The 21,839-nt window shown below is 42.1% G+C and carries 18 protein-coding genes and 2 pseudogenes; 15 read left to right on the forward strand and 5 right to left on the reverse strand.

Features of this window, described 5'->3' with window-relative positions; translation table 11 throughout:
- Positions 1-208 precede the first annotated feature (208 nt).
- A complete protein-coding gene (locus tag G7074_RS15545) occupies positions 209-985 on the forward strand; it encodes a LuxR C-terminal-related transcriptional regulator (protein WP_166209541.1) in 777 nt (258 codons plus the stop codon).
- Positions 986-1,068: 83 nt separating this feature from the next.
- Complete coding sequence (locus tag G7074_RS15550; protein ID WP_124561784.1) at positions 1,069-2,007, forward strand: hypothetical protein; 939 nt, start codon at positions 1,069-1,071, stop codon at positions 2,005-2,007.
- Positions 2,008-2,302: 295 nt separating this feature from the next.
- Here the strand turns inward: G7074_RS15550 and G7074_RS27960 are convergent, their stop codons facing one another.
- The gene (locus tag G7074_RS27960; RefSeq protein ID WP_166209544.1) at positions 2,303-2,482 is read right to left on the reverse strand and encodes a DeoR family transcriptional regulator; all 180 of its coding nucleotides are present in this window, start codon (positions 2,480-2,482) and stop codon (positions 2,303-2,305) included.
- Here G7074_RS27960 and G7074_RS15560 point away from each other — a divergent pair.
- From G7074_RS15560 to G7074_RS15585, 8 genes and pseudogenes are all read left to right on the forward strand, one after another.
- Complete coding sequence (locus tag G7074_RS15560) at positions 2,408-2,785, forward strand: hypothetical protein (protein ID WP_166205928.1); 378 nt, start codon at positions 2,408-2,410, stop codon at positions 2,783-2,785. The genes G7074_RS27960 and G7074_RS15560 overlap by 75 nt on opposite strands.
- A 126-nt stretch (positions 2,786-2,911) precedes the next feature.
- The gene (locus tag G7074_RS15565; protein ID WP_166209547.1) at positions 2,912-5,662 is read left to right on the forward strand and encodes a GH92 family glycosyl hydrolase; all 2,751 of its coding nucleotides are present in this window, start codon (positions 2,912-2,914) and stop codon (positions 5,660-5,662) included.
- 127 nt (positions 5,663-5,789) lie between these two features.
- Positions 5,790-7,286: a DUF1549 domain-containing protein gene (locus tag G7074_RS26680; protein ID WP_205944068.1), complete on the forward strand. Its 1,497-nt coding sequence runs from the start codon at positions 5,790-5,792 to the stop codon at positions 7,284-7,286.
- Positions 7,256-7,708 carry a LamG-like jellyroll fold domain-containing protein gene (locus G7074_RS26685; protein WP_205944069.1) on the forward strand — a complete coding sequence of 151 codons (453 nt, stop codon included), beginning with the start codon at positions 7,256-7,258 and terminating at the stop codon, positions 7,706-7,708. The genes G7074_RS26680 and G7074_RS26685 overlap by 31 nt, the downstream gene beginning before the upstream one ends.
- Positions 7,677-9,008: a DUF1553 domain-containing protein gene (locus G7074_RS26690; RefSeq protein ID WP_205944070.1), complete on the forward strand. Its 1,332-nt coding sequence runs from the start codon at positions 7,677-7,679 to the stop codon at positions 9,006-9,008. The genes G7074_RS26685 and G7074_RS26690 overlap by 32 nt, the downstream gene beginning before the upstream one ends.
- A 5-nt stretch (positions 9,009-9,013) precedes the next feature.
- Positions 9,014-10,533 (forward strand): annotated as a pseudogene (locus G7074_RS27250) (DUF1501 domain-containing protein).
- A 28-nt stretch (positions 10,534-10,561) separates the two neighbouring features.
- Positions 10,562-11,668 carry a twin-arginine translocation signal domain-containing protein gene (locus G7074_RS15580; protein WP_124561780.1) on the forward strand — a complete coding sequence of 369 codons (1,107 nt, stop codon included), beginning with the start codon at positions 10,562-10,564 and terminating at the stop codon, positions 11,666-11,668.
- Positions 11,665-12,999 carry a c-type cytochrome domain-containing protein gene (locus G7074_RS15585; protein ID WP_166209550.1) on the forward strand — a complete coding sequence of 445 codons (1,335 nt, stop codon included), beginning with the start codon at positions 11,665-11,667 and terminating at the stop codon, positions 12,997-12,999. Before G7074_RS15580 ends, G7074_RS15585 begins: the two co-directional genes overlap by 4 nt.
- A gap of 546 nt (positions 13,000-13,545) precedes the next feature.
- Here G7074_RS15585 and G7074_RS15590 read toward each other — a convergent pair.
- The 4 genes from G7074_RS15590 to G7074_RS15605 form a co-directional block, all read right to left on the reverse strand.
- On the reverse strand, positions 13,546-14,292 hold the full coding sequence (locus tag G7074_RS15590) for a metallophosphoesterase (RefSeq protein ID WP_166209553.1): 747 nt from the start codon (positions 14,290-14,292) through the stop codon (positions 13,546-13,548).
- Positions 14,293-14,391: 99 nt separating this feature from the next.
- A complete protein-coding gene (locus G7074_RS15595) occupies positions 14,392-15,651 on the reverse strand; it encodes a type II toxin-antitoxin system HipA family toxin (protein ID WP_124561777.1) in 1,260 nt (419 codons plus the stop codon).
- Entirely contained in the window at positions 15,651-15,941 is a 291-nt protein-coding gene (locus tag G7074_RS15600; RefSeq protein ID WP_124561776.1) for a helix-turn-helix domain-containing protein, read from the reverse strand. The genes G7074_RS15595 and G7074_RS15600 overlap by 1 nt, the downstream gene beginning before the upstream one ends.
- A 455-nt stretch (positions 15,942-16,396) precedes the next feature.
- On the reverse strand, positions 16,397-16,732 hold the full coding sequence (locus tag G7074_RS15605; protein ID WP_166209556.1) for a hypothetical protein: 336 nt from the start codon (positions 16,730-16,732) through the stop codon (positions 16,397-16,399).
- Between the two features lie 243 nt (positions 16,733-16,975).
- Here G7074_RS15605 and G7074_RS15610 point away from each other — a divergent pair, with 243 nt between their 5' ends.
- The 5 genes and pseudogenes from G7074_RS15610 (at position 16,976) to G7074_RS15625 (ending at position 21,839) form a co-directional block, all read left to right on the forward strand.
- The gene (locus tag G7074_RS15610; RefSeq protein WP_166209559.1) at positions 16,976-17,614 is read left to right on the forward strand and encodes a hypothetical protein; all 639 of its coding nucleotides are present in this window, start codon (positions 16,976-16,978) and stop codon (positions 17,612-17,614) included.
- Positions 17,611-18,197, forward strand: a pseudogene (locus G7074_RS26705) (AAA family ATPase); the annotation flags it as partial. The gene G7074_RS15610 and the pseudogene G7074_RS26705, both read left to right, overlap by 4 nt.
- Positions 18,198-18,320: 123 nt before the next feature.
- The gene (locus tag G7074_RS27255; RefSeq protein ID WP_370526650.1) at positions 18,321-18,761 is read left to right on the forward strand and encodes a hypothetical protein; all 441 of its coding nucleotides are present in this window, start codon (positions 18,321-18,323) and stop codon (positions 18,759-18,761) included.
- Positions 18,734-19,462, forward strand: a complete 729-nt coding sequence (locus G7074_RS15620) for a hypothetical protein (protein WP_166209562.1) — start codon at positions 18,734-18,736, stop codon at positions 19,460-19,462. The genes G7074_RS27255 and G7074_RS15620 overlap by 28 nt, the downstream gene beginning before the upstream one ends.
- A gap of 1 nt (position 19,463) precedes the next feature.
- Entirely contained in the window at positions 19,464-21,839 is a 2,376-nt protein-coding gene (locus tag G7074_RS15625) for a hypothetical protein (protein ID WP_240916321.1), read from the forward strand.

The raw sequence follows: 21,839 nt of genomic DNA on the forward strand, positions 1-21,839 counted from the left end.
GGGTCATTTTACCAAAGTCTTTCCTAGTCTCTCAAAGGTAAGTTTGGCTTTAATGGAGGGTTCGAATTCCTCTATTTCGTCAATAAGCTTTAAGGTCAATGCTTTTTGGTTTTTCCAAATCGTTGTAAAACTACACGATTTTTGAATCTGCAGAATCACAATTTATTGTTATATTTAAGTAACGTAATCAACTTAGTGTTTCCATTCAATGTCTAACCAAGATACTTCGCTCTACCAATCTGCTAAAAAGATCTGGCGCACTGTTGTTAAAGAAAAACCCAATCGTCCCTACGAGCTTGAGCTACAACTTGAACTCCATAAACGTCTTCTACATCTCTTCCAGCCTGGTACTTACTATTATTATATATTCAATATTTTCCAGGCCGAACTTGAGTTCGTCAGCCCTAGTATCAGCCATGTGCTGGGTTACATACCAGAAGAAATGGATATTCTTCGGTTACTCGACATCCTGCATCCACAGGATAAACCTTATTTCCTTGAGTTCGAACGTCGGATCACAGAGTTTTTTGTCTCACTCCCGTTCGAAAAAATCCCTAAATACAAGATGCAGTACGACCTGCGTATGAGGGCAAAAAATGGTAGCTATATAAGGCTCCTTCACCAGGCGGTGCAAATTGACTATGACGAAAAAGGTTATTACCGTACCTTAGATATAGATACTGATATTACGCATATAAAGCCAGAGGGGACACCCTGTTTTTCGATTATTGGGTTGGATGGTGAACCTTCCTATTTTAACATTAGCACCGATGTTGACCTTCGGCCATCGACAGATCCTTTCACCCCAAAGGAACGCGAGGTGCTAAAACTGGTCATATCATGTTTTAACAGTAAGGAAATTGCTGAGGCTTTGTTCATCAGTCCACATACCGTTAATGCACACAGAAAAAATATCCTTCGCAAAGCACAGGTTCGCACTCCACAGGAACTTATCAGGAAAGCCTTCGAGGCGGGTTGGGTATGAGGGGATAAATAGCTAACGCTAGCTATTGGCGCTGTTCTGACAAATTCGGAAATTTATAGTATCAAACAAATAAATTTATTGTCATGAAAAGATTTTGCTTTTTTTTATTGTTGCTTTTAAGTTTTTATAGGGTTTCGGCTCAAAACCGAGGCTATGGCAAGACCGAATGGAGCGTGGCCAAACAAGCGCCTTGCTTTCCCAATCTATATGTATCTTATAAGTCTATTGGTTATGAGCCTTCAGTAACTGCATATACGTACAATTGGCGCATCGAGAATCGCTCAGACAAACGCGTCAGTTTCACTTTTGGCCCATGGATCGTTGCTGCTGATGGCAAGTTGAAGGAAAAGATGAACGGCGGGTTGTTTGTACTCGATCCTGGACAAACGTATACACATTCACCTGGATATAATAAAGTACTGCCACAGGGAAGTTCTATGGAATTCTTTATAACGGCCTATAGTGATGTAAAAGGCGGACCTTCCTATAACTGTGCGAACGGAACAAAATATTGTGTGTCCAACTGCGCCGGAACAGCTACTGCTTCAAGTACTGGCTCGAAATCAACTTCAAGGTTCGAATCCACGACATCCGTTGGGGCGACAAATGGACAGGCTTCAGGATCTGGGTCTACCCAAAGAACTGGGGCAGTTTCGGCCAAGCAGAATGTAGCTGAGGTAACCCTTCAGGCAACCCGTGGTACCTATAGTGTTAGGGCTGTAATAGATAATGTACAGTGTCCAGGCAGCATTCGTCTTGGTTTAGACCCCGATGCTGGCGATGGAAAAAAATTAACGATCTATGTCATGCCGAAAGCTGACAGCGGAACCTTTGCATCTGACAATGCAGGTGGAAATTGCGCTCTCCATGCTATCCTGTACTGGTTCGAGAATGGAAAATACCGTTATACCACGCCCAATCTAACAGTAACTAAAACTGGCCTCAATAGCTTTACCTTTACCGGAACGCTAAATGGCGGGGAAACGATCAGTGGATCTGGAAATTATACGCTGGTACAATGACAATCGGCTAATTCGCAGAAGCATACGGTGATCCACAGTTTTTTAACTTTATAAGGTAAAAAACATTAGTAATTGTTAAAATTTGAGTAATTCTTGAAGAAGGGCGTTTTAAGTTTTGACACAATTTAGCCGTTTTGTAAGCCCGTGTGGATATACCAATCAGATCCTATAAATAACTACCTGGTACGGCCGAACAGTATTGCAGAAAGATAATTATGGTTGAATAAAAATATCTGAAATCATTAATTTCTTTAAACCTCCTAGTTTATGTAAAATTAGGAGGTTTTTTTGATTTTTATTTTGTCAACTTACGCAAGATATCTTCAAAAGACTCAGACAGCAAAAAAAACTTAGTCTTTTTATTCATCTCCATGGCATCCAAAAGCCCTAATGCTTCCAAATGGTCCAAGTCAGTCCTGGCAGTTTGATTAGAGATACCCATCCGGGTCTCGATCTCCCTAACAGTAAGCAACAAATCAGGCTCATCATATATCAGTTTAATGATAATGGCCTGTCACTCGTTTACGCCATTCATCCTTTGGAAGTTTACCAGCTTCCTCTTCTCTGCTATTTTACGCTCGATATATTTGAAAAGGCAAATGTTTTTACTCCGGGTGTATGTGACCCTTTTGAAATTACAATTAGTGAAATAAATAGCTTTATTGTTATTAAGAATATGCAGATTGGTAAAGTATTTTTTCGTAAATGGACTGTTTTTTTTCGCAATACGACGAGTTTTTCCGTCAAAAGTGAATTAGATTTACTTAACCAAATGTAAACGATCCTGTGATAACTGTTTCTCAGTGGAGGCATCCTGCATTTTGATTAATGATTTTATCAGTTCTGTTTGGGGACTCATAAACACAAATATTGAACGGTGGGATAACACCAGATTGATACTGAGATGAAAATATTAAAATTAATACTTCTGTTCGCTTTATGTAGGGTGGGTGCATATGCCGGGCCAGGGAGTATTGCAAGTAAAGCAAGCGTAAGTGCGTCATCCGAAACTGAGCAGGGAAAAGCAAACTGCATCATCGATGGCATTATCAGAACTGATAATAAAGGCGAATGGGTATCGAAAAGTAAGGTTACCTTTTGGGGGCAGATTGATTACCCCTGGGTGCAATTAGACTGGGATAAAGCCCAGGCTATTAATCAGATTATACTCTATGACAGGGCTAGTACAAAATCGCACAATGCAGGGGGGACACTAATCTTTAGTAATGGAACGCGTATTTCGGTATTTGCCATTCCCAATAACGGTGCGCCAAAAGTGATTAGTTTTCCTGAACAAACTGTTAAATGGGTACGCTTCGAGACTACCGATGCTGACGGTGCAGCTATTGGTTTGTCGGAAATTGAGGTTTACCCCGGGCCTTCGCAAATAGTGGAGCCTGTTTCTTGGGTAAATCCATATATCGAATCCAATCGCGGAAGGTACTTTTTCTTTGTAACCGGGAGTCAGCCTTTTGGGATGATTAGTGCAGCTCCATTAACGCGCAATAAAAACCAGTATGGTGGTGGTTATAATTACAATTCTACAGAAGTTTTAGGCTTTCCGCAAATACACTGCTGGATGATGTCAGGCATTACCTTAATGCCCACAACTGGCGCTATTGACCCCAACAAGGGAGAACAGGAATGGAAATCAACCTTTTCGCACGATGGCGAAATTGTGCAGCCAGGCTACCATCGCCTTTATCTGGATAATTACCATACCTGGGTAGAGCAAACCGCTGGCGACAGGGTAAGTTTTTATCGTTTTACCTACACTAAAGATGCGCTGGCTAACGTGCTGGTTAACCTAGGGGGCTATGTTGGCGAGGCAACCATGAATGATGCGCGGATTGAAAAGATCAGTAACACCCGCATAGAAGGTTCTGTAAATACAACAGGCAGATTATGGGGAGGACCCGAAAATGTGCGCGTTTATTTTGCCATTGATTTCGAAAGGCCTTTTGAACATTTAAACGGATGGGATGGAAAACAGCAGTTGGCTGATGTAAACGTATTAAACGGAACCGCCGATAAGACGGCCAGAAACGGTGGTGGAATGAGCTATTATGATGCAGCAACTACAGGCGTATCGGCACAATATCAGGTAAAAGCTGGTGAAAGTATACAATTAAAAGTGGCGGTTTCTTATACCAGTGTTGCAAATGCGAGGCAAAATCTGCAATCAGAAAGCCCACATTGGAATTTTGGTCAGCTTCGCAAAAAGTCCCAGGAGGAGTGGAATGAGATGTTAGGGCGCATTGCCGTAAAGGGCGGAAGCATTGATCAAAAAACAAAGCTGTATACCGATTTATGGCACGTATTACTTGGTCGCCATAAAATCGATGATGTATCGGGCGATTATCCCGATAATACAGATGGCGAAAAGAAAGGGAGTGCTACGGTAAACCTCAGATTTAAAGTAAGGACCTTGCCCAAAGATGAAAATGGTAAGGCAAAATTTCACATGTACAATTCGGATGCTTTTTGGTTAACCCAGTGGAACCTTAATATTCTTTGGGGCCTGGCCTGGCCCGAGGTACTTGATGATTTTTCAGCCTCATTAATCCAGTATGCCCAAAACGGTAAGCTCTTGCCAAGAGGCCCCAGTGGCGGAGGCTACAGTTATATTATGACCGGATGCCCGGCTACGAATCTGATCACCAGTGCTTATCAGCGCGGAATTTTAACCAAAAAGCCTGTGGCAGTTGCTTATCAGGTAATGAAAGATAACCATGCCCCAGGCGGTATGATGGGCGGTGGTGCAGAGGGTATTAAACCAATGGAATTTTACATCACTAACGGATATTATCCTGGCAATGCCGGTATTACGCTTGAAATTGCCTTTCAGGATTGGGCGCTTGGGCAAATGGCAAAAAAAATGGGGAAAACAGCCGATGCAGCATATTTCACAAAACGATCGCAAGGGTGGACTACACTTTTTAATCCCGAGCAAAAATTAATTTTCCCGAAAAAGACCGATGGCAGCTGGCAAACCAAAGATCCCCTTAGCGGAAGTGGCTGGGTAGAAGCAAACGCCTGGCAGGCCACCTGGTCGGTTTCGCATGGTATAAACCAACTTGCTAAATTAATGGGCGGTGCAGATAGCCTTTGCAACAGGCTTAATTATGCCTTCGAAAAAGCCAAAGACCAGGATTTTGTATTTGGCTATGGAGCAGGATATGTAAGTTATGCCAACCAGCCCGGCTGTTCCAATGCGCATGTATTCAATTATGCAGGTCGCCCTGACTTAACCCAGTACTGGGTACGCAGGGTAGCCGAACAGGCTTATGGTGCTGTTACCCCTGATAAGGGGTATGGTGGGCACGATGAAGACCAGGGGCAAATGGGCGGTGTGAGTGCTTTAATGGCGATTGGTTTATTTAGTTTAAACGGCAATACGGCCATAAACCCCACTTACGATATTACCAGCCCGGTTTTTGACGAGGTAACCATTAGATTAAACAATAAGTATTATAAAGGGAAGGAATTTGTGATCAAAACCCATCAAAATTCAAAAGAGAATTGCTACATCCAAAAAGCAAGCTTAAATGGGAAAGATCATAACCAAATCTCTTTTTCGCATGCCGATTTTAGTAAAGGTGGCATTTTGGAGTTGTGGCTTGGGCCCAAGGCTAATTTGTTATGGGCTAGGTAAATTTCTTTAAGTACCGGTAAGGTTTTTTCTCAAAAATCAATTTGATGGAGACTGTGACTGGTATAGAAGAAATTGGACTTAATCCTTATATTTAGATTGATCAGTTTAATAACCAAATAATTACCTTATGAGGAGGCTTTTTTTTATCCTGCTTGGAGCGGTGCTGCTTCTGGCAGCAAGTATATATTCTTACTCATCGGCCGTTAAGCTGCCTGCCGGGGTAAAAGAAGCTTATGATGCTTTACCGGAGAAATTGGATTACAATGTTGATGTGAAGCCAATCCTTTCCGACAAATGTTTTGCTTGCCATGGGCCTGATAAGGCCAAACAGCAGGCCGGGCTCAGGCTGGATATAGCTGAATTTGCCTACGCCGAATTGCCTGAAGATAAAACTAAGGTAGCCATAAAACCGGGGGATCTGGAGGGCAGCGAATTTTTTCACCGCATTCTTTCCGAAGATCCAAAGTATATGATGCCTTCGCCCGAATCGCACCACACGCTTACCACAACCGAAAAAGCAATATTAATTAAATGGATAAAAGATGGGGCAGTTTATAAACCTCACTGGGCATTTGTAAAACCGGTAAAAGTAGCTATACCTGAAGTGGATGAAGGAAATAGGCTTATCTACAATCCAATCGATAATTTTGTGCTGGCAAAACTGGAGCAAAAAAAACTTCAGCCAGCTAAGCAAGCAGGGAAGGAATTGCTGTTACGTCGGGTTTCGCTTGATTTAACCGGCTTGCCGCCTACATTGAAAGAGATTGATGATTTTTTAAAAGACAATTCGTCTAATGCTTACGAAAAACAGGTTGATAGATTATTGAAATCTCCGCATTATGGCGAAAAAATGGCTGTTGATTGGTTGGATGTGGCACGTTATGCCGACTCGCATGGTTACACGATTGACCGGCTGCGGGATATGTCGCCCTATCGCGATTGGGTAATCAAGGCTTTCAATGCCAACTTCCCATATAATAAGTTCTTGCAATGGCAGCTTGCCGGCGACCTCATGCCGCATCCAACACGCGATATGATTACGGCCACGGCTTTTAACCGCAACCATCAGCAAAATATGGAAGGCGGTATAATTGAAGAAGAGTTTCAAACCGAATATGTGATAGACCGCACCAACACTTTTGGCACCGCTATGCTGGCCATGTCTGTAGGCTGTGCAAAATGCCATGATCATAAGTTTGATCCCATATCCCAAAAGAATTACTATCAGCTTTTCAGCTTTTTTAATAATGTAGAGGAAGCAGGGCAAATTTCATTTGACGATGCATTGCCTACACCAACACAACTGCTACCCACCCGCGAAAAGGAGAAAATACTGCAGTTTATTAACCATAATATTCAACAGGAGCGGGATCAAATCAGGTTAAGTACTAATAAAGCTGCTGCGCGTTTTGAGCAATGGTTAAGCACAGGTAATTATAAAAAGCTGGCGCTTAATCAAATTCCTGTTAATGGCCTGCAAGCTTTTTATAGTTTCGATAAGGGTAACTTTACCAGCAGTGTAAACACTAAAGAAACTGGTGTAATGCGGGGAGATAAACCTGCATTTGTAACAAGCGATGGGGGAAGGCACTCTTGTTTAATGGCGATACCTGGCTTGATTTAAATCAGGTTGGTGTTTTCAGTAGGTCCGAGCCTTTTAGTATCGGATTGTGGGTAAACATTCCGAAGCAGCTTACCGAAGGGGTTATTTTTCACAAAGGTAATTCCGAACGTTTATACAATTTCAGGGGCTACCACCTGTATCTTAAAAATAACAGATTGGAACTGAACATGGCGCATACCGCACCATCAAATGCCCTGACCAGGCTCAGTATAGCAGAGGTCCCCCGAAATAAATGGGTTCAGCTTACTGTAACCTACGATGGCTCGTCAAAAGCCGGGGGTACAGATTATATCTGGATGGTGCCGAAATGGAGATGGAAACCACGATGGATCAACTCACAAAAGATATTTTGTTCACTTCTGGCACGCAGCCCGGATTACAAATTGGTGGATGGTCGCGGGGCGGGGCTTTACAGGCGGTAAGGCCGATGATATTGCCGTTTATAACCGTGGCCTGATTCCTTTTGAAATTAAAACACTTGCCAAAAAGACGAGTTGGGCAAGTATTGCCCTTAAAGATAAACAGGCATTAACTGTTGCAGATAAAGCGATACTCAAAGCTTATTATCTGGCAGCGGTTGATCCGGAATTACTCGCTGAAGAACAAAAGTTGAAAGCCCTGCGCCGCACCCTGGCAGATTCGTCAGAAAATATTGCCGAGCTCATGGTGATGCAGGAAATGCCTAAACCCAAAAAAACTTTTCTGCTAAAAAGAGGCAATTACGATATGCCCGGAGAACAGGTTTATCCCGCTACTCCCGAAGCGATATTGCCTTATGCTAAAAATCTGACTAAAAATCGGCTGGGTTTGGCCAGCTGGGTAACTGATATCAACAATCCGCTGACGGCAAGGGTAGCGGTTAACCGCTTGTGGCAAAACTTTTTTGGTGTAGGATTGGTTAAAACCGCTGAAGATTTTGGTAATCAGGGCGAAATGCCCTCTCACCCCGAATTGTTAGACTGGCTGGCTGTTCAGTTCACGGAATCGGGTTGGGATGTAAAGGCTTTGAACAAATTGATCGTCATGTCAGCAACTTACCGGCAGGATTCCCGTGTAAGTAAAGCGGCTGTTGAAAAAGATACAGAAAATCGTTTCCTCTCTCATGGCCCGGCTTATCGTTTAAGTGCGGAAATGATACGTGATAATGCTTTGAAGGCCAGTGGTTTGCTGAATTCAGCAATAGGTGGCAAAAGTGTAAAGCCATACCAACCCGAAGGTTTATGGGAGATCAACAATACCAGTTATACGCCTGATACTGGAAAGGCGGTTTACCGCCGTAGTTTGTATGTGGTTATTAAAAGATCAGTTCCCAATCCTACACTCTCTACATTCGATGCCCCGGCACGCAGTTATTGCATTATGCGACGCCAGCAAACCAATACGCCGTTGCAGGCCCTGGTTACGCTCAACGATCCCACCTTTGTGGAAGCAGCAAGGGTAATTGGAGAGCAGATGAGCCGGGCAAATCAGATCCGTGAGGGGATAAACGATGCCTATCGCAAGCTTACTGGCCGCAGACCCTTGGCGGCAGAAGTTGAAATGCTTTTAAAGGTACAGCAGGCTGAACTTAAAAAATTTAAACAACACCCTGAAAAGAAATATGGCTGGTTAAATACCGGTCAATATAGAGTGGATAAAAAAATAGACGATGCGCTGATTGCCGCCAACACAGTTGTGGCCAGTACCATTTTAAATTCGGACGCATCATTAACCAAAAGATAAACGATATGTCTAATTTTCATCATCACAACGAGGAGTTCAGGTTACACACCCCTGAATTTAACGAACTTAACAAAAAGCTCGACAGGCGGGAGTTTTTAACCAAAACATCGCTGGGCATAGGGGCACTCGCTGTTGGATCGTTATTTGGGAATAGTCTTTTCGGTAATTTGACTAAAACAGTAGCTACACCATCAGGGGGCGATTTGGAGGCAGATATTTTAAGGGCATTGCCGCATTTTGCGCCTAAGGCTAAAAGAGTGGTATATCTGTTTCAAAGTGGCGGACCATCGCAATTTGAGCTTTTTGACTATAAGCCTAAGTTAGTAGATAGGTTTGGTCAAAACCTGCCCGATTCGGTGCGGCAAGGTCAGCGCCTTACCGGGATGAGTGCTAACCAAAGCGCTTTGCCCATGGTGCCGGCCTTTTGTAAATTTAACCAGCACGGCCAAAGCGGAACATGGATAAGTGAGCTGATGCCGCATACTGCACAAGTGGTCGATGAGCTTTGCATCATCAAGTCTATGCATTCTGAGGCCATTAATCACGATCCTGCCATTACCTTTTTTCAAACCGGCAATCAGTTGCCCGGTAGGCCATCAATAGGTTCGTGGCTCAGCTATGGCTTGGGGTCCGATAATCAGAACCTGCCTACCTTTATCGTACTGGTATCTAAAAACGGACAAAAAGACCAGCCATTATATTCGAGGCTTTGGGGAATGGTTTTCTGCCTTCGTGCCATCAGGGGGTGCAGTTCAGGGCTGGTAAAGACCCAGTTCTCTATTTAAATAATCCGGAAGGTTATGATGGTAAAGACCGAAAGGAAATGCTGGGGTACCTGTCAAAATTAAATCAGTTACAGAATCAGGCCTATGGCGATCCAGAGGTCGAAACACGTATAGCGCAATATGAAATGGCCTACCGGATGCAAACCTCTGTACCTGATGTTATGAGTACTGCTGATGAACCTGATGAGGTTTTTGAAATGTATGGTGCAGATAGCCGTGATTCGGGAACGTATGCTGCCAATTGTCTGCTCGCGCGAAAGCTGTTAGAGAAAGATGTGAAATTTGTACAGTTGTACCATCAGGGCTGGGATCAGCACAGCGGTTTACCAGGTGGTATTACCACACAATGTAAAGCAACCGATCAGGCCACTGCTGCGCTCATTAAAGATTTAAAGCAGCGGGGTTTACTGGAAGATACACTGGTGATATGGGGCGGAGAATTTGGGCGTACCGTGTATTCACAGGGCAAACTCACTGCCAACGATTACGGACGCGACCATCACCCCCGTTGTTTTACTATGTGGATGGCTGGGGCAGGAGTAAAGCCAGGAATAACTTATGGCGAAACAGACGATTTTAGCTATAACATTACCAAAGATCCCGTTCATGTGCACGATTTTCAAGCTACTTTGTTGCACCTAATGGGAATTGACCATGAAAGACTCACCTATAAATTTCAGGGCAGGCGTTTCAGGCTTACTGATGTAGAAGGAACAGTTGTTAAAAATATACTCGCCTAGTTTAGGGGTCGATAATTTAAAAAACAGGATGAACTCAAGAAGAAATTTTATCAAAAATACCGCCGTTGCATCGGCTTTAATTACTGCCTCGCCATCAAAAAGCTTTGCCATCTTACATCCCGATCTGAAACCAGATAACCCAGTCATCGGTCAAGGCGATTTTACCTATAAAGCCGATAAAAACTGGGCGAAAATAAGTGTAAACAGTAATCCGTTGGCCAACTGCCACGAAATGGTACAGGATAGCAAAGGCCGGCTGATTATGCTGGGCGATCATACCCAGAACAATATCCTGGTTTTCGATAAATCGGGCAAACTGCTTGATTATTGGGGTACCGCTTTACCGGGTGGTCATGGTTTAACTATCAGCAAAGAAGGTGGCGAAGATTTTTTATTACTAACCGATTGTGGCTGGGCATTGGATAAAACCGGTAATGGTTATGGCCAATCCGGTCAGGTATTAAAAACCACGGTTGATGGTAAACTGATCTTCGCGATTGGCCACCCCCGAACCATTGGGGTTTATAAAGATAATGAAGACTTTAAACCTACCGAAACGGCTGTTGCCCCTAATGGCGATATTTATGTGGCAGATGGTTATGGCTCTGATTATATTCTTCAGTATAACAGCAAAGGGCAATACATTCGGCATTTTGGTGGACATCACAATACCAATAAAGACCATAATTTAATTAATGCGCACGGGGTAACCGTTGATACCCGCGATCCAAATAATCCAACCTTAATTTGTACCTCGCGGGAGGAGAACTGTTTTAAAGTATTTACACTGGATGGCAAATTTATTAAGCGAATCGATATGCCGGGGATGTACGTATGCAGGGCTGTAATTAATGAACAAAATATTTACGCCGGGGTATGTTGGTCTAAAGATACCGCAGGTAAACGCAATGCCAATACCGGTTTTGTAACGATACTCGATGCCCGGGATAAGGTGATTTCCAATCCCGGAGGGGCGGCGCCAGTTTACAAAAACGGGGTATTGCAGCCAACCTTACAGGCCGTTAACCCTGTTTTTCAGCACGGCCACGATGTCTGTATCGATGAAGATAAAAATGTGTATGTATGCCAGTGGAATGCCTATCATACTGCACCGGTAAAATTAACGCGCGTATGATAGTAGGGGATATAACCACCTTTGCCGGACATCTGCATCCCCTTATTGTGCATCTGCCCATAGGCTTTATTTTATTGGCTGGCATAATCAACACCTTGTCGCATTTTGACCGCTATGCCAATCTGAGACCTGCGCTGCCGGTAATTTTGTTTGTTGGGTTTATTTCGGCGGTATTGGCCTGTATCTTTGGCTACCTGCTTTCCCTGTCAGGTAGTTACAATCAATCTACGCTAAGTCATCACCGGTTTTCCGGAATTATGCTGGCGGCCATTGCTGGTTTGCTTTGTTTTATTTCCCTAGAACGTGTAAAAAGAGAAATACTTATTCCCAAAAAACTATTTTCAGTGTCCTTATTGGCCCTCATTGTTTTGATGAGTTACAGTGGCCATCAGGGAGCCAGTCTTACCCATGGCAGTGATTACCTTACCATGAACATCCTCTTGAAAGAAGTAAGGAAGAAGCCTACCAGCATTCAAAGTGCAATGATTTATGAAGATGTGGTGGCACCAATACTTGCAAATAAATGTGCGCAATGTCATCAGGGCAGTAAACAAAAAGGAGATTTGTCAGTAGAAAGTCTGCAAACTTTACATAAAGGAGGTAAAACAGGTGCTGCGGTTGTTGCTGGCCAGCTTCAGAGAAGCGAATTGTACAAGCGCATTACCCTGGATCCTGCGCACCGGGATTTTATGCCTGCTGATGGCAAGCCACCGCTGAGCAGCACTGAGGTTGCAATAATTAAGTGGTGGATTGAGCAAGCCGGTGCTGTGGAAGGTAAAACCATTGCCCAGCTTAAAAATACGACAGTAATACAACCAAAAATCGGGGCCTATTTAGGTTTTAATAAAGATAACGAAAGTAAAGATACTGATACTCACTTTATCCAGACGGTTAATCCCGATATTCCGCTAACTGTTGATAGTGGGCTGATTGGTAAATTAAGGGCCAGTGGATTAATGGTAAGGATGATGTTGAAGAGACCGGTTATGCTCGATATTACCCTGCCTGCTAGATCAGGATTGAAAATGGCTGATTTTAAGCGAGAGTTGTTGGCTTTGTCCAAAAATATCATCTGGTTAAATTTGTCTGCAAATAATTTTTCAGATGCCGATCTTGCTATATTAAAATCATTCAGCAACCTGGAGAAACTTCGGATTGATAAAAATCCGGTAACGGATCGGATCAGTAATGACTTAATTACTTTAAAACATTTGGAAGCCGTAAATTTAAATCAAACCCAAATTACAGGCGATGCCTTAACCACGCTGAAAAAAAATCCCGCTATCAAACGCGTATATACATGGGGAACTGCCGTGAAGCAGGTTGAATAAATGAGGAACGAAACTTAGAGAATAGTTGAGCGCCAAATCCTGGTAATTTCATAGATGCATAGCTTTTACTTGTACCTGGTTTACCAATAATAAGACGAACAGAGGGCTATGCAAACATATAATGGCGGTAACGATGAAGCTGAATCAATAGTTTACTCATTTTTTGTCGATCCCTTTGCCATCGAAATGGGGAATTTTCAATGCCGCGATGGCTGTTTCAGCTAAGCTTACCTTAAATAATGTAGGAATTCCCAACGACCTCGTTATTAATATCTGGATCTAACTGACCGACATCAATGTCGGTCAGTGCAATACAACATCTTCAGATTGCCTTAATTTAATTTTTATTTCAATCAAATCACAAAATAAATGATTAAGATTCCAATGCGAATTGAAGCAACATATCCTGCGACCTTGCTAACAATCTACTTAAACTTTAATTTCATCATATACAGCATATTAGCGATCATCCTTAATGAATAAACATCAATCATTATCATAGTTCTAATTTTTCATGATGATGAATGTTAAAGTTGCATTTGAACTTTAAACCTCAATGATCAAATCTTTCTCATAGCCATTATACCTCTCATTCAAATAGCCATGTGGATTACAGATAATTTCAGTGTTACCAATAGTATATCTGGTAGGCATATGGATATGGCCATGAATCCAATACAAAGGCTGATGCTCCAAAATCACATCTTCAAGGTTTGAAGCATAGGCAGCTGACAAGACATGATCTCTATCAGGCTCGGGTATCGACTTCACACTAGGAGCATGATGGGTAATTACCACATTCTTAAAACCGCTTGATTCTTTGAGACTTTTTTGTAGCCAAGATTTTGATTTTTTGTGAATCTGGTAAGTATCTATTGATCTTAATTTTGAATATGCTGGATCAACACGTATCTGTGCATAATCGTTCATTCTAGCCTGGCAAATAATGCCAGATTCCACAGGATTTCCAAATAAGCTAAAGTCCGTCCACAAAGTTGCACCGTGGAACCTTATGCCCTCAAACTCAACCATATTATTTTCAAGGACATTTACATTTGAGTTTTTGGATGCTTCAAGTATTTTGTTGAGTGTCTTCGGGTATGATCCCTTATAATATTCGTGGTTTCCCAATAAATATATGACTGGTTTAGAGGGAATATTTTTCTTAACCCATTCTATCCCTTTTGTCCCCAAGTTTGTATCACCAGCCAGGATAACGAGATCGGCATTGCTAAAATCCAAATCTGATAACCCAAATTCTTGATGCAAATCACTAATTATCTTTATTCTCATTTCTTTAGTTGATATGTAGCACACTGACAAGGTTTACTATACTATAAATACCCGTGTTTTTTTCTAATTTGGTCAACGTATTTATAATGATTCCTTTCACTATTCAGTAATTATTCTAAATGCGGGAGACATTTCTTCTTGTTCCGCCCGGGATATTCCCAATTTAGTAGCTATCGTTCGCCAATCCTTTACAGCTATTGAAACCTCTTTAATGACTTGGTGCATTTGATTTTCTTTTAGCTGAAACAATTCGCCAACACTTAAAGCCAAATCGAAATCCAACGCATTATTGTCCATATCAATATTAAGAGCCAATCCATTTTTATCTACTGAGGGATTGATATCATATGCAGGCGATAACCTCCATCCATTTTCTGTCAATAAAAAGCCATGATTCCTTAAATGATCATCCGTGTTGGAGATTGCTATGTTAAATACTATCCTTCTCCACAGTTGATGCAGGTCTGCCTCTATGTTCGATCCATAACGCTGTATAAAATCTGCTATCTCAAGATAACTAGGAGTAGCGTCCCTAATGCTATCCTCACTATTTTTTGTCATAGTCATAGCCGAAGCAAAATGAATACGCTCACCCGTATCCCGATCAAACCGCCTGGATAAAAATGTACGATAGGGGCCTCGTACCTTTTCAAGTGTACAAACTGGCATATTGATTCCAGCCTTGGTCGCCAGTTCATAAGCTAAGTATTCCCATGCAGCTTTATCAATTATGTCAGCTTTTGAGGGAAACTTTGCAATACACAACTGACCATCCAAATCAACAACATTTGCTTTTGGTCTTGCTCCACCCAGCGATGATCCTGGCGCAAAAAGCATTGGAATCCAATCACCACCATTTTTCCCTTCCTCATCTTCTTCGTAAGCTTTGACACTTGCCTGTAGCTCCCGAAGATGAGTAATTGGTGGAGTAGGATTATTCTTGTTATCATCAAGAAAAGGCCCGTTGGGATCTAGCTTAAACCTTAATGCTCCCATCCTGGAAGCATCATGAACGCCCAATAAAAAATCAATTTCGTATAGTTTCGGTGTCGCGTCCCCTTTGGCAAAAGCAGTTTGCGCAGCACGACGCAACATAAGCTTTCGTCCCCAGGTATCCGGCATTGAATCCATAAATATACCAAAATTGTCTTTTTTGTCAGGGTATTGGGTTCCTGAATATAAACCGATTTCAGGATCAAGCAAAAACAACTGATCAGACTTTAGCCAACCCCGGTCGTATTCAAATCCAAATATCCTATGTCCTTTACTCTGCTGAGCAGAAATCACACCTATGCACCGTGGAGTATCCATGCCTTTCCAATGGGCGTATACCCATATATCTGTCTTTGTTGCTGCCATTACTTTAACAAATCTAAGTCCTGAAGCTTTCTGCCAAGTTCATCATCTACTGCCAGCTTAAGGAAATCTTCATGCAGATTCAGTGCCTTAAGTACATTGAAATAAGCTCCCATAGACACTCCAGGATCCCCCCGTTCAATTTTACGAAGAGTTGCTCTTTCAATAGCAGCGCGTTCTGCAAGTTGAATTGCAGTTAGTTTCCTACGCTTCCTAGCAAGCTTGATATTTTCACCAAACTGATCCCAAATCATTTTATATTTTGGAAATATAACAACTTTCTTTGATCTCATAATGAGTATAATTATATCCAAATATAGTTAAAATGAATATAATAACATCCGTTTTCGCTACCTATATAGTTATTTTCTCTCAGTAATTCAGATTAATGAAATATAAATGGGTATTATTATGCTCAATATATGTAAAAATGAGTGTAATATTGATCATGTTTTTCTTTCCTCTGATTAGTTGTGGATGCAGCGAACCGAATATCTCAAACGCCTTATACCCAAAACCTTTTTATTGCTGGTCTAAAATATCTGCAGATGGAACCTATTTTCTGTCGCATTTATGATTTTGTATCCCAGCTTTTCAAGCTTAAATTCAAATAGGACTGAGATTATCGTTGTAGTTAACTAGAAATAATTTGCCTCAGAATTTTTTTTTGAAGTCCGTTTCTCTATACCAGACTATCTTCGATTACCCATATTGAGGCAATTACTGGATGTAGCCTGCTTGAATTCTCTTATGTTGATCTGTTCACACTTAAAGAACGCTCAACGAATATCAAGCTGTGGTGGTTGAGCGTATGCGCGCAAAAAGTCTCCCATTCATTATCATCACTCAGCTCAAAATAGCCATCCGCATCATAACTCACTATTTGCTTTCCGCCGTCTGCATCCAGGTCGGCTAATTGTAGCTGCCCTCCCAAGCTTGATAAAGAAGGTTTGGGAGAAACCAATCTGGCCTGTTCAAATTTCCCCTTACCCTGGTTGTGTTTATAATACCATCCAGTAGCCTGTTCGGTAAGAATGCCTGATAAACCTAAATATACCAAAAGCAATGAAGAGAAAAATCTCATCTAAATGCCTGGGTATATGAAGAATGGAATCAGTAATAAATATAACTAATTGATTGTATATAAATTAATATTTCTTACAGCTAGTTGAATCCTTTTTTGAACAGCTCATCTTTCTGCCTGCTTTGCGCAGATATATTAACCTCAATTCATCAATGTTTGAGCTTAAATTACAATCTGATCGAAGATTTTTGTATTCTGTGCTTAATTCATATCTTGCTTTCCAAATTAACACGATCTCATAGGGTGGTACTAGAGCTTTTTTTACTTGATATTATTCAGACCGGACAGGTTATTGTGCCTGAGAAACTGATTGATTTTGATTCGCAATCTTCAGACCGTTCTGCAATACTGCTACAAGACTACCACAAAACTGATGCACTTCACTTACCTGGCTCGGCACCAGACTTTCATCCTGATGCCGCATTATGGGCAGCCAGGTATATATTCAGCACCATCCAACTGGTACTGCTTCGTGATAGCGGTGAAGATCAAATAAATCGTTTACTGGTCCCTTACGAAGGCAAAAGGTCTGCAGAGGAAATTTACTCAGCTGATCTGATGCTTCGCTTTCTCCCTGATTTATTCAATTTTGCCAGCGGTCTATCCCCGGAGGACCCCCTGGTTAACAAACTAAAAGAAACAGCCGTTCGTTGGCCATTTTCTTCGGTGGGAATAGACAGCGTAACCGTTTCTCCAGAAGTTGCCATTTTGGAGCATCCGGCATTAAAACAAGAATATGTAGATAGAATCATACAAAGGAAAGATCTCAAAAGGCTTAAGGGGATTCCGGAACGAAAGCTTTTAGAAACCGTGCTGGGCATGCACCAGGAAAAACTCTGGCCCAAACTGAACCTGATCCTTGACGAAGAACAAACGACATGAAAGAAATTCAATCAAACATCCTTTTAACCATCGATAAGCTTAAGGCGGTATTAGCACATTTAAAGGACACCTTTGTTGGCAAAGACGAAATTATCGACCTGATGGGTATGTGTCTTGTAGCAAGAGAAAACCTGTTCATTCTAGGGCCTCCGGGAACGGCAAAAAGCGCCACGGTGCGCGAACTCTCGAAGTTGATTGAAGGGCAGACCTTTGAATACCTGCTCACCCGGTTTACCGAACCCAATGAACTTTTCGGCCCCTTTGATATCAGGAAACTTCGCGAAGGCGATTTGGTAACCAATACCGAAGGCATGCTGCCTGAAGCCTCATTTATCTTTTTAGATGAACTTCTAAATGCGAATAGTGCAATCCTAAACAGCCTGCTGATGGTATTGAACGAAAGGGTTTTCAGGCGGGGAGGGAAAATAAGAAGCTGCCTGCGCTAATGGTTATAGGAGCTAGTAATCATTTGCCGGAAGATGAGGCTTTACAAGCGCTTTTTGATCGGTTTTTGATTCGTGTTAAATCTGACAACGTTGATCCCGGACAGCTTAATGAGGTGTTGAATGCCGGCTGGTCACTTGAGCAGAAAATGAGCGCTGAGCGCCCGGGAATTCTCGCCAATGAAATCCGTAGCCTTCAGGAATTGACATCCAGTATCGATCTTGAGCAGGTAAGGCCATTTTATATTGAACTTGTACATAAAATGAGAAATGCAGGGCTTCAGGTTTCTGATCGCAGAGCAGTGAAATTACAACGTATGATTGCCGCCAGTGCCTTACTATGTAAACGCTCAAAGGCCATCCTTTCGGATCTTTGGATATTAAGGCATATTTGGGATACAGAAGAACAGCGGGAGATTATCACCAATATCGTTGATGCGATCATACTCAAAGACGACCAGCAAAACCAGCACCCAAGGGTAAATGAAAATAATCAGCCAGATGCTGAAGAAATTTATAAAGAAGTGAAGCTTCTGTCGAGTCAATGGGCGCAGCCTGAGATTGAACCTGCTGAAAAATCTTTAATCAAAGATCGGTTGATGCATTTAAGCAACCGATGTGAGTGGATTGGCAATCTGGAACAAAGAAAATATATTAAAGAGCCCATTGATGAGCTTTGGAAACAGATAATGGTAACCGCGTGAATTTAGCTGTTCTGGTCTTGGAACCACAATATGAAGGTCAGCTGGGAAAGATCAGGATAATTCCAGGCTGGAAAGCAGCCAGATATGAGGATCATATTTGGCTTAAGGGACCTTTGGATAACGGCAAACAACAGCTTTTGATCAATTCGTTGCCAGCCACTATAAGGTATGAAATGGATGCGAGTAATCGACTTTTTCCTATAGGCAGACTCACACCTACCGCTTTGCTGGAGGAATTGGACTGGTTACCATTAATTGATTTTTTGCCACTGGAAATTCCAGTTTCGGCTTTGCCGGGCATCCTTCAGACTCAAATGGGGATTAGCTTAGTCCACTCCACCAACCCTAAGCCGGCATCCGCATTGCAAACCAGTCTTGAGGAGTGGAAAGCATTCGTTAACGATGCACCATTGATCAGGCTACAGCGGTTGCAATTTGCGGTATCGCTTACTAGGGAGGTAATTGTTATAGGAGATCCCTTGCCGCCTATCCCGGGTAAAGTATACTGGATGGATAAAAACCTGGTGATTCCGGTTGGCTTTGACTTTGACCCTCCTTTTTTAGCTGGGCTAATTGGAAATAAAGCTGCCGCTGAAATCCGGGAATATATTTTATTTAAAGAAAATGGAACTCAAAGATCTATCCCGTCTGACATTTTTAAACCAGCGGAAAGGGCTGTGGTAAGATTAATCAATTTATAACATGGCTTACGAATCTCAGGGTACCATAAATTATTTCAGCGCTTATCATGATTATTTCTGGAGGTGGGCAGATGGAGGGCAGGTAATCGAATTTGCCAATGAAAAAACCATTTGTTATCGTGAGGACCTAACTGGACTACTAAAAGAACTACCCAAAACCACATCCTTTTCCTTAGGGACCATTTTACTGATGCTCTCTGCCTGTAAAGATGATTGGGAAAATGTTTTCAACGCGAAAGAGGTGTTGATCAATTTAATGCCTTTTGATTGTGAGGATAGGGATATACAGGAGGGCGCTGAATTCAATCTAAAAGGGGAGGCTTACGGTTTTTTATCCCTGATCAATCAATTGCCCAAAACATACCGCTCCGAGCTAAACAGGGTTTCGTTATTACAGTCGGTATTTGATGCGCTAAATGTTAAGGGTTATCATATGGGGCTGCTACCGATATTGAGAGAATTCAATAGCGGGGAAATGGATGAGGAAATTTTTAATCATTCCAAACCATTTAACCAAAAGCAGTTAATACAGGATCTGGCGCCACTGGCTTCGGCATATTCCATTTTTAAAAGTGCTGAAAGCCTGGAGAACAAAATACGTACAGGGCTTAATGCTGCTCCTATGCCCGTTGAGCTAATAGATCCGGAGCCAGGATACAAGGATTTACTCGATGAACTTGAGAAAGATGAAAAAACATACCCGGTATCTAAACTGGCTCGCAGCGTAATTGCCTCATTGAATATCCCAATGTATCTCAGCGGGCAAAGTGAACAGCCTCTGGGTGGGGTTTCCGATCTTTCCAATAAGGGTTCCTATGATAAACTTTTGCTGAGTGAACTTGCCCAGGACGATGCACTATTGACAGCAAGGCTGGCTAATAATGAGGCCCTTTATTTAAAGCGCGAAGCATCTCCCGACCAAAAGCCCCAGCAACTGGGCATCCTTATCGATTCAACATTGAAAACATGGGGATCAGCCCGGGTACTTGCTATCGCGGCAGCGCTCGCCTTTAATGAAAGTAAGCTGCCAAATCAACACCTCAAGGTCTTCTCATTGGGTGGAAAAGATATGAGCGCCCAAAGTTTAGCACAAAAAGAAGATGCGATCTCTTTGCTTGAAAAAATGGATCCCGCATTACATTGCGGTCAATCACTTGCAATGGTAATGCAAGACTTTGCTGAAAAACAAGGGCAATATATTTTCATTACCACACCATATTTTTTGAAAGACCCTGTTTCTGCTGCCTATTATTCAAAAATCAGACACCAGCTAAAATATTTGGTTACCGTTAGCAGTGAGGGGAATATCTCACTGAACCAGTTAAATAAAAGGGAATCCAAGTTAATCCGTGAGTTGCATATTGATCTGAATGAATTGCTTTTAAAGCCAAGGAAGATAAAACAAGATATTACCCAATCTGCTCTGCCCGCTATATTTCAGCAAAGTCCATTCCCGCTGTATTTTCCGACTTCAAAAATTAGGCTCCAGGAAAATAGCATCTACCAACTCCAGAATAAAAAGGTGCTTGCGGTTTCTATCGATCAAAGGCTACTATACTGGTCAAATGAAAAAAGTGGTGCGATTGAGCTCCTTGGGAGCGTTGTGAAAGGGAAATATTGTTTTGGTGAATTTGGGGAAACTCCATTTTTGATGATTATCCCAGAAGAAAAAAAAGCCCCTGTTAAGGTCTGTACCTTAAATCTGGTAGACTGTGAAGCTACGGTATCTGAAATCAAAGTGTCGCACCATTCGGTGAGAGAATTTATCTTCATTTCCCCTTTTTTCTATTTCAGGGCTGCAAATGGCATAACCATGATTAATCCGCAGAACAGGATTGTTATTCCAGTACATGATCCGAGCACTGAGATATTCGAAAATCACAAAACGTTATCACCAACGGCCCGTACGCAGATCAAAAGGCAGATTAACAACGGCTATAGCGTGATTAATTCTTCAAAGAAAATCTTTATTTGCTCCGCAGGAAAGCTTTTTTCAGACCGTAAAGAATTTGTCTTGATTAAGGAAGATTTTTTTTGGCAAGAAAATAGGGCTTCGCAAGTTGAGTGGCGAAGAGCCATCCCTCAGCAAAACCTAACCATAGATCATTTGCCGCAGTTAAGCTTCAATAAATTTGTATGGCGCGGAGGCAATAGCGCTATAATGGATTCAAGAGGGTTACTTCATCTTAAAAGCAATGACCCGGCCATCCCGGAGGTTTGTATTGTGATGATTATTGACAGGCCTACGGCCTGTTGGAGCAGCGATGGGTATGTAAGCGGGTCGAAATATTTTACAGGCGATTTTACGCCCCAACAGCTAAAACCATCCGAATTTTATTCGCGGTACATCCAGCCCTTTATCGACCAACTTCAATAA

Source organism: Pedobacter sp. HDW13, assembly GCF_011303555.1.
GTDB lineage: Bacteria > Bacteroidota > Bacteroidia > Sphingobacteriales > Sphingobacteriaceae > Pedobacter.

Coding starts and splice junctions, on each gene's coding strand:
- G7074_RS15545 (WP_166209541.1), top strand. CDS start 209: ATGTCTAACCAAGATACTTCGCTCTACCAATCTGCTAAAAAGATCTGG.
- G7074_RS15550 (WP_124561784.1), top strand. CDS start 1,069: ATGAAAAGATTTTGCTTTTTTTTATTGTTGCTTTTAAGTTTTTATAGG.
- G7074_RS15560 (WP_166205928.1), top strand. CDS start 2,408: ATGGTCCAAGTCAGTCCTGGCAGTTTGATTAGAGATACCCATCCGGGT.
- G7074_RS15565 (WP_166209547.1), top strand. CDS start 2,912: ATGAAAATATTAAAATTAATACTTCTGTTCGCTTTATGTAGGGTGGGT.
- G7074_RS26680 (WP_205944068.1), top strand. CDS start 5,790: ATGAGGAGGCTTTTTTTTATCCTGCTTGGAGCGGTGCTGCTTCTGGCA.
- G7074_RS26690 (WP_205944070.1), top strand. CDS start 7,677: ATGGTCGCGGGGCGGGGCTTTACAGGCGGTAAGGCCGATGATATTGCC.
- G7074_RS15580 (WP_124561780.1), top strand. CDS start 10,562: ATGAACTCAAGAAGAAATTTTATCAAAAATACCGCCGTTGCATCGGCT.
- G7074_RS15585 (WP_166209550.1), top strand. CDS start 11,665: ATGATAGTAGGGGATATAACCACCTTTGCCGGACATCTGCATCCCCTT.
- G7074_RS15590 (WP_166209553.1), bottom strand. CDS start 14,292: ATGAGAATAAAGATAATTAGTGATTTGCATCAAGAATTTGGGTTATCA.
- G7074_RS15595 (WP_124561777.1), bottom strand. CDS start 15,651: ATGGCAGCAACAAAGACAGATATATGGGTATACGCCCATTGGAAAGGC.
- G7074_RS15600 (WP_124561776.1), bottom strand. CDS start 15,941: ATGAGATCAAAGAAAGTTGTTATATTTCCAAAATATAAAATGATTTGG.
- G7074_RS15605 (WP_166209556.1), bottom strand. CDS start 16,732: ATGAGATTTTTCTCTTCATTGCTTTTGGTATATTTAGGTTTATCAGGC.
- G7074_RS27255 (WP_370526650.1), top strand. CDS start 18,321: ATGAGAAATGCAGGGCTTCAGGTTTCTGATCGCAGAGCAGTGAAATTA.
- G7074_RS15625 (WP_240916321.1), top strand. CDS start 19,464: ATGGCTTACGAATCTCAGGGTACCATAAATTATTTCAGCGCTTATCAT.